Below are 7298 nucleotides of genomic sequence, written 5' to 3' on the forward strand. Positions count from 1 at the left end.
GTCATTGCACGATCCCCTGTTCAAAAACAGGGAATCACATCCACCCAATTTTGCAACAATCCCACAAGGGGAGAAGGAAGAACCAGCGCCACCGCCCCCATCAAGCCCGCCTCGATTCCTCCAGCGGCACCTCGCGGTCGCTCAGCATTTGCGCTTCGCTGCGGACGCGCTGGCGCTCGTCGATGAACGCGGCCTGGATCGACACCGCCGTACCCGGCAGCCCGTCGGCGCGGCAGGCGGAACACACGATGCGGCCCGAAAGTACAGCCAGCGGCGTCTTGCCATTCACCCCGAACCGCTTCAGCTGATCGGGCCGCCACCACCTGTTGCGGCCGCAATCGGCGCACTCGACGGAGATCGAGGCGACCTGCGCCATTACTGCTTCCCTGCCCGGCAGCGCCATCGCCCCTCCTCGCCTTTTGTTCGTGATTTGTTCTTATATTCCCGCGTTTTGCACGGAGAGTCGAGTCGCACTTTCAAGACTTTCCCAAAAGTTTCTCTTCTCCGTATTTTTGAGTTATGCTTATATTCACTCACAAATGTGAGTCGGCCGGCGATCGCCGCGCCAGACCGGGGAGCCATGATGGATGACGCCGATTTCGCCCGCGCCTGCGGTTACACCGGCGACAGCCCCGCTTTGCTCCAAGCCTTCGAGGCGATCCGCCGCAACGGCATCGCTCACGCCCGCCACGACCATTTCAGGCGCAAGGCCGTCATCGACGAACTGAAGCAGGCGGAACTCCTGTTCCTGGCCGCGATCGGCCCTGCGCTGACGGCGCAAGAAGCCATCGAGGACACCGCCCGTTTCATCGCCTGCTGGCGCAACATGCCGCGCTGGCGCCAGGAGCGTCGCCTGCCCGATCTGGTCCGGGCCAGGCAGCAGCGGCTCGTGGCGCGCTTCTTCCGCCGCTACGCACACCGTCTGTGGGCGCTCGAAGCAGCCTGAGGCAGGCACGCCTGGACCAGCCATTTGCGGGTTCCATCAGCGGCCTTTTCTTTCTACATTGCCTGCGGGTGGCTGTTCGTTCGACGTGCATAGTTTGGAATGTTGAAGACTGCCCGCTCAAGAGTTCAGACCTGGATAACGGCCGGCGCGGGAACCATTGCCGCCCTGTTCGTCGCCGGCCTGATGGGAGCCTTCGGCGCCCTGCCCGCCCACGCACCGCCGCAACTGCCTCCGGACGCCGCCATCGACGCTGGGCGCTGGCGCGTGCAGCCGGTGCGCGCTTATGTCAGCCATGCCAGGGTCCATGGCGTGGTCTTGAAGCCCGGCCAGAAGGCGCTGGTGCTGGAAGCCGACATGACCAACCGCACCGCCCAATCCGACAAGGCCTATTTCGATGTCTTCAGGCTGGACGGGATCGACTTGCCCGACAGTCGGCCGATGATAGCGCTGACCCGCGATGCGACGCTGACGCCGGAACTGCACCCCGGCATGACCGAGCGCATGGCCTATGTCTGGCCGCTGGCCGGCGACGCGGCCGTCCCATCAACGCTCGCCTTCGGCATTACCGCCGAGATCTTCAAGCCGCGCGACAATCTCTACGGCACGCCTGGCTGGTACAATCCCTATCGTCTCGGCACCGTCACCTTGCCGGTCGTCGATGTGCCGGCGACCGAGACGCCCGGGAGCGGATCATGAGAATCCGCGTCCTCGGCAACCTCGTGATTCTCGCCGCCACAGTCGCGCTGAGCTATGGCATGCAGGTCTCCAAGCCGCATTATGCCGACCTCACCGCGCCGATCCCGGTCGATGGCGCCATGCACGACACGGTGCGGGCACGCAGCTTCGAGGTCCGCCTGGACAAGATCGTCTTTGCCCGCAAGCTCAAGACCAACCAGTTCGGCCAGGAGAGGCTTTTGACGACCGGCGGCCTGTGGGCGGTGGTGACGACAAACCTCGCCGCCACCGGCTCCTCCACCACGATCGCCGACGGCACCTGGCAAGGCCCGACCGGGCTGCGCTATCACCAGACGGAGCGGCTCGGCTATCGCCAGGACATGCCGCCGCATGGTGTCGATCCGGGCCTCGAAAAACGCGGCCTGTTCGTCTTCGAAGTGCCATCAGACCAGATCCGCGGCGCCAGGCTGCTGATCGCCTCGCGCCGGTTCGGCCCGCTCGACGCCCAGGCCCGCATCGGTCTCGACGCCGTGCAGACCGGCGCCGACGGTGAGCCAGCCGACATCGTGCCGGAATTCGATCTGGACGCGCAGCCGGGTGGAACATGACCGCCGTTTCCGCCAATGAGGAGCCAGCCACCGCCACCGACGCGCAGGCCGAGAAAAAATGGCGCCGGCTCAGCCTGGCGGCACTTGCCGTCCTGCTGCCGCTGACGCTGGCCGAGACCAGCTACGACAGCGCGCGCGCATGGCTGCGCGGCGAGGATCTCGTCGCCAGGGATGTCGACTTTGGCCAATTCGCGCCGTTCGGCGGCAGCGACTGGCGGCTGGCCGACCTGCGCGGCGGCAAGGCCGGCCGCTTGCCCGACCATGCCTTCGCCGTCATCGCCACCTTCTCCGTGACCATCGGCGACCCCGACCTGCAGAAGCAGTGGCTGGGCTGCAAGCTGATGCTGACCGATGCCGCCGGGCGCCGCTGGCTGCCCGATCTCATCTCGGGCGTCAGCCTGCCGGATGGCGTGATGAACTGCACCTCGGCAATCTTCTCCGGCGCCAGGAAGGGCGACGTCATCACCATCGGCGACATCTTCATCGTGCCCGAGGACGCCATCAAGACCATCCGCCCCGCCGTCGGACTCGGCAGCGAGCGGCCGTGGTACCTGCGTTTTCAAAGGCCGCCGAAATAGAGCCTACGAAAATTGGCGAAACCGCCAACCGCAGCTCACTTCCCCGTCCCCTTCGACAGCGAAAACGCCGTCTCCAGCACGGCGGCGAGAAAGCAAATCCGTAGCGGCTCGATCAGCATGCCGGTGGAGGAATCCTGGAACGGACTGCCGAACAGCAGCGTCACGCCGCGCGAGAAGATCTGCCAGACATCGAGCTCGTGCGAGCCGATCAGCCGCGTCGCGCCCAGCCACAGCCAGGCAGCACCCCAGTCGAGCAAGCGGTAGCCGACGACCAGCGTGCACAGAAGCACCAGGCTCGAACTCACCGTCAGCCGCACGCCGTTGGCGATCGGCAGGTAGCGCGAGCGGTAGCCCTTGACGAAATGCTCGACGAAGTCGCGCAGGAATTTCGGCAGGCCGGCATAGCGCTGGCCGAACCGCTCCAGCCGACCATGCACGCACATCAAGGCGGCGTCGTCGCGCCCATCATAGCCATAGATCAGTGCCGCCATGACCAGCCAGATCAGCGGCAGCAGCATGTAGAAGAACAGGTTCACCGCGACCGTCGACGGCGCGATCGAGGTGATCTCGACCGGCACCATGGGTGCCGCCGTCGCCATCGGCACCGGGCTCGCCAGTCCATCTATCGACGCCTGCACGGCCGACCAGAAATTGCGGCTCATCAGCCATTGCAGCGCCGAGTCCTTCCAGCGGCTGATGACGTAGAGGCCGACGAAGATCCAGTTGGTCTCGCAGATCACCACCACAATTTGCCAGAATGAGAGGGCCGTGGTCTTGCCCTGCATGAATTTGGCCAGCCGGCGGATCAGCCAGGACACCGCCACCGAGACCAGCAGCCAGCGCGAATCGAGCACGTCGAGCACATCGGCGCTCTGGCCGAAATCGGCCTGGTCGAGCGTTTCGCGCGAATATTGCCGCACGATGTCGCCAAGGAACCCCCATGCGGCGTAGTAGGCGAAGAACGGCAACAACGCGATGGTGATCATGCGCACCAGCCGCGAGCCGCGCCGGTCCGCGGCATCGTTATGGCTGTCGGCGGTCGCGGCCTTGTCCGCGCTTCGCTGCGCTGCAAGCACATTGGGCAGGCCCGGCCGCAGCACGTGGAACATCGCCACCGTCACCACCAGCTGCGCCAGCGCCACCAGCGTCAGCATGGCGAGCCCGGCGAAATGATTGGCAAGCGCCACCTTCGCCGCCAGTTGCAGCAGGATATCGCCGGCCAGCACGCCTGCCAGCACCAGCACGACGAGCTGCGGCCAAAACCGTCGCAGCAGCGTAAAACACAAGCTGATCGGTCTGATGATGTCGGCAAACATGAGGTTCTCTCACGATGCCACCCGCCCCAATTCTTTCTAGCAAAGGACGGCTTTATTGCAAAGGAATGCGAAGGAGCCTCCCGGCAAACTGCATGGCGAGACGCCCCCCTCTGACCTGCCGGACAGAGGCCCAGGCGCAAACCTCTCCTCACCTTCTCACCCGCGACTTCAGCCACCTGTCGAACGCCACCGCCAGGATGAGGATCAGCCCGATCACGATGCTTTGCGTGTAGGACGACACGTTGTTGAACTGCAGCCCGTTCTGCAGCACCCCGATCAGCGCCGCGCCGACCACCGTGCCGCCGACCGAGCCAATGCCGCCGAACAGCGAAGTGCCGCCGATGACGACGGCCGAGATCACCGTCAGCTCGTAGCCGATGCCGGCGACCGCTTCCGAGGAGTTCAGCCTGGCCGACAGCACGAAGGCGGCGAGCCCGGCGAAGAAGCCGACGATGACATAGACCGAAACCAGGATGCGGTCGACGCGCAGGCCCGACAGCCGTGCCGCCTCGGCATTTCCGCCGACGGCATAGACGGCGCGGCCGTAGCGCGTGTAGCGCAGCACGATGTGGCACAGGATCGCGGCCGACGCGAAGATCAGCGCCGGCACCGGCACCGGGCCGATAAGCCCGGTGCCGAACCAGCGCATCGAGGCGTCGAAGCCTGATATCGGGCCGCCATTGGAGATGGTCAGCGTCAGCCCGCGAAACACCGTCAGCCCGCCCAGTGTGACGACGAAGGGCGGCACTTTCAGCCGGGTGATGGCCAGGCCCTGCACGCCGCCGGCGGCCGCGCCCACCACGACGGCGGCGAGCAGGGCGGCAAACCAGCCAAACCCTTGCGTGCCCGAGGTCGACAGCGACAGCGTGTTGGCGGTGCCGCCCTTGGCGACCACCGCGGCGACCATGCCGCAAAAGGCGAGCAGCGAGCCGACCGAGAGATCGATGCCGGCGGTGAGGATGACGAAGGTCATGCCGAGCGCGATCAGCCCGGTGATCGAGATCTGCCGCGTGATGTTGAACAGGTTGATCGGGTCGATGAAGCTCGGCTTCAGCACCGTGAAGACGACCACGAGTGCCGCCAGGAACAGCAGCGGCCCGAAGCTCATCAGCAGCCGCGCGAAGTTGATGCCGCCGCGCTCGTTCTGTTCCGCCACGCTCATCGTGCCCGCCCCTCGTCCCGCATCTGCCCCTCGTCCTGCCCTGAACCTTGCTTGTCGAGCGCCATCAATTCCATCAGCTTTTCCTCGTTCGCCTCGACGCCCGGCATCTGCCCGGTGATGCGGCCCCGGCGCATGGTGACGATCCGGTCCGACACCGCCAGCACTTCGGGCAATTCGGACGAGATCATCATCACCGCGATGCCGCGCGCTGCCAATTGCACCAGGATCTGGTGCACCTCGGCCTTGGCGCCGACATCCACGCCGCGCGTCGGTTCGTCGACGATCAGCACTTTCGGATCGCGCGCCAGCCAGCGCGCCAGGATCACCTTCTGCTGGTTGCCTCCCGACAGGCCCTCGATCGCCTGCTCGGCCGATGCCATGCGGATCGACAGCATCTTCCTGAAACCGGACAGCGCGTCGCGCTCGCGCCGCTCGGCCATGAAGCCGAAGCCGTTGCTGAAGCGGCCGAGCGAGGCGACGGAGAAATTCGGCAGGATGCCGAGTGCCGCAAAGATCGCCTGGTGCTTGCGGTCCTCCGGCACCAGGCCGATGCCGAGCGCGATGGCGTCCGCCGGCGAGGCCGGCGCGATTTGTCTGCCGTCGAGCGTGATGGTTCCGGCAGCGATCTGGTCGGCGCCGAAAATGGCGCGCGCCAGCTCCGTTCGTCCAGAGCCGACAAGGCCGGCAACACCAAGGATCTCGCCGGCCTTGAGGTCGATGTCGACATCGTCGAGCACGATGGCGTGCGGCGCCTCGGGATCGCGCACGGTGCGCAAACCGCGCACCGACAGCACGACATCGCCGGCCACGGCGCGCTGCGCCGGCCGCGCATAGAGCTCGGAGGCCGCGCGTCCGACCATCTTCTCGATGATCCGCGGCAATTGTATCGGCCCGCCCTGGCGGTCGAGATGCCCGGCCAGCCTGCCGTCGCGCAGGACGGTCATGCGGTCGCAGATGGCGGACGCTTCTTCCAGCCGGTGGGTGACGAACATGATGGCGACCTTGTCCTGGCGCAGCCGGTCCATGATCGACAACAGCCGCTGCACCTCGGTCTCGGTCAGCGCCGAGGTCGGCTCGTCCATGATGATCAACCGGCTTTTCAGCGACAGCGCACGCGCAATCTCGACCAGCTGCTGCTCGGCCACCGACAGCGCCGACACCGGCGTCATCGGATCGATGGAAAGGCCGACGCGGGCGATGATATCGCGGGAATCCCGCTCCATGCGCTTCCAGCTCACCAGCCCGAACGGCCCGGTCGGCGCGCGACCGATGAAAATGTTTTCCGCCACCGTCAGCGTCGGGATAAGGCTGAGTTCCTGGTAGATGGTGACGATGCCGAGCCGCTTGGCATCCTGCGGGCTCAACGGCTGGTAGTCGGCGCCATCGAAACTAATATGGCCGCTCGACGGCGGCATGACACCCGACAGGATTTTGAGCAGCGTCGATTTGCCTGCGCCGTTCTCGCCAAGCAGGCCGAGGATCTCGCCGGGGCGGATGTCGAGCGAGACATCGCTGAGCGCGGTGACCCCGGAAAAATGCTTGGTGACGCCTTGGACGGCGAGCAGGACGGGTGGTGCGGCTTCAACTGGCAAGGGTGGCTCCCGGATTGTGGTAAGTCGCAGGACAGAGGGGGGCGCCACAGAATGCGACCTCCACCCGTCATTCGCTCAGCCTTCACCGCCTACTTCGTCTCGCTCAGCCTCTCGGCCTTGTCGAGATTGTCCTTGCCTATAACGATGGGCGTCAAGAGCACCAGCTTCTCCTTCGGCTCGGTCTTGTCCTTGGCGTAGGCGACCGCGATCTGCACGGCGGTGCGCGATTGCTTGCCGGGGAACTGTTCGACCGTGCCGGCGAGCTTGCCGTCGCGGACAGCGACCAGCGCTTCCGGAAGCGCGTCGAAGCCGTAGATCTTGACGTCGGTGAAGTTGCGCGCCGCGCACGCCTCGAGCGCGCCGAGCGCCATGTCGTCATTGGCGCAGACGATGGCGTGGGGGGGGGGGGGGGGGGGGGGGG

General features: G+C 65.8%; 9 protein-coding genes and 1 pseudogene. 4 read left to right on the forward strand and 6 right to left on the reverse strand.

The window, feature by feature from the left end; translation table 11 throughout:
- Nucleotides 1-100: 100 nt before the first annotated feature.
- Entirely contained in the window at nucleotides 101-403 is a 303-nt protein-coding gene (locus tag LB577_RS32905; protein WP_031250553.1) for a hypothetical protein, read from the reverse strand.
- Between the two features lie 180 nt (nucleotides 404-583).
- On the opposite strand from LB577_RS32905, the gene LB577_RS32910 reads away from it, so the two are divergent.
- From LB577_RS32910 to LB577_RS32925, 4 genes are all read left to right on the forward strand, one after another.
- Nucleotides 584-946, forward strand: coding sequence for a hypothetical protein (locus LB577_RS32910; RefSeq protein WP_224690546.1), 363 nt, complete (start codon nucleotides 584-586; stop codon nucleotides 944-946).
- A 99-nt stretch (nucleotides 947-1045) separates the two neighbouring features.
- Nucleotides 1046-1642, forward strand: a complete 597-nt coding sequence (locus LB577_RS32915; RefSeq protein WP_224690547.1) for a hypothetical protein — start codon at nucleotides 1046-1048, stop codon at nucleotides 1640-1642.
- The gene (locus tag LB577_RS32920) at nucleotides 1639-2229 is read left to right on the forward strand and encodes a hypothetical protein (protein WP_224690548.1); all 591 of its coding nucleotides are present in this window, start codon (nucleotides 1639-1641) and stop codon (nucleotides 2227-2229) included. Before LB577_RS32915 ends, LB577_RS32920 begins: the two co-directional genes overlap by 4 nt.
- The gene (locus LB577_RS32925; RefSeq protein ID WP_224690549.1) at nucleotides 2226-2807 is read left to right on the forward strand and encodes a hypothetical protein; all 582 of its coding nucleotides are present in this window, start codon (nucleotides 2226-2228) and stop codon (nucleotides 2805-2807) included. The genes LB577_RS32920 and LB577_RS32925 overlap by 4 nt, the downstream gene beginning before the upstream one ends.
- A gap of 35 nt (nucleotides 2808-2842) precedes the next feature.
- On the opposite strand, the gene LB577_RS32930 is transcribed toward LB577_RS32925, so the two are convergent.
- The 5 genes and pseudogenes from LB577_RS32930 to LB577_RS32945 all read right to left on the reverse strand — a co-directional run.
- Entirely contained in the window at nucleotides 2843-4123 is a 1281-nt protein-coding gene (locus LB577_RS32930) for a hypothetical protein (protein ID WP_224690550.1), read from the reverse strand.
- A gap of 148 nt (nucleotides 4124-4271) precedes the next feature.
- Complete coding sequence (locus LB577_RS32935) at nucleotides 4272-5285, reverse strand: ABC transporter permease (protein ID WP_224690551.1); 1014 nt, start codon at nucleotides 5283-5285, stop codon at nucleotides 4272-4274.
- Nucleotides 5282-6367, reverse strand: coding sequence for a sugar ABC transporter ATP-binding protein (locus tag LB577_RS32940; RefSeq protein ID WP_411969368.1), 1086 nt, complete (start codon nucleotides 6365-6367; stop codon nucleotides 5282-5284). The genes LB577_RS32935 and LB577_RS32940 overlap by 4 nt, the downstream gene beginning before the upstream one ends.
- Nucleotides 6362-6790 (reverse strand): annotated as a pseudogene (locus tag LB577_RS33600) (ATP-binding cassette domain-containing protein); the annotation flags it as partial. The gene LB577_RS32940 and the pseudogene LB577_RS33600, both read right to left, overlap by 6 nt.
- A 176-nt stretch (nucleotides 6791-6966) precedes the next feature.
- A partial coding sequence (locus tag LB577_RS32945) for a substrate-binding domain-containing protein (protein ID WP_224690553.1) occupies nucleotides 6967-7298 on the reverse strand: 332 nt, incomplete at its 5' end.

Origin of the sequence: Mesorhizobium sp. B283B1A (genome assembly GCF_020165735.1) — a bacterium.
Classification (GTDB): Bacteria; Pseudomonadota; Alphaproteobacteria; order Rhizobiales; family Rhizobiaceae; genus Mesorhizobium; species Mesorhizobium opportunistum.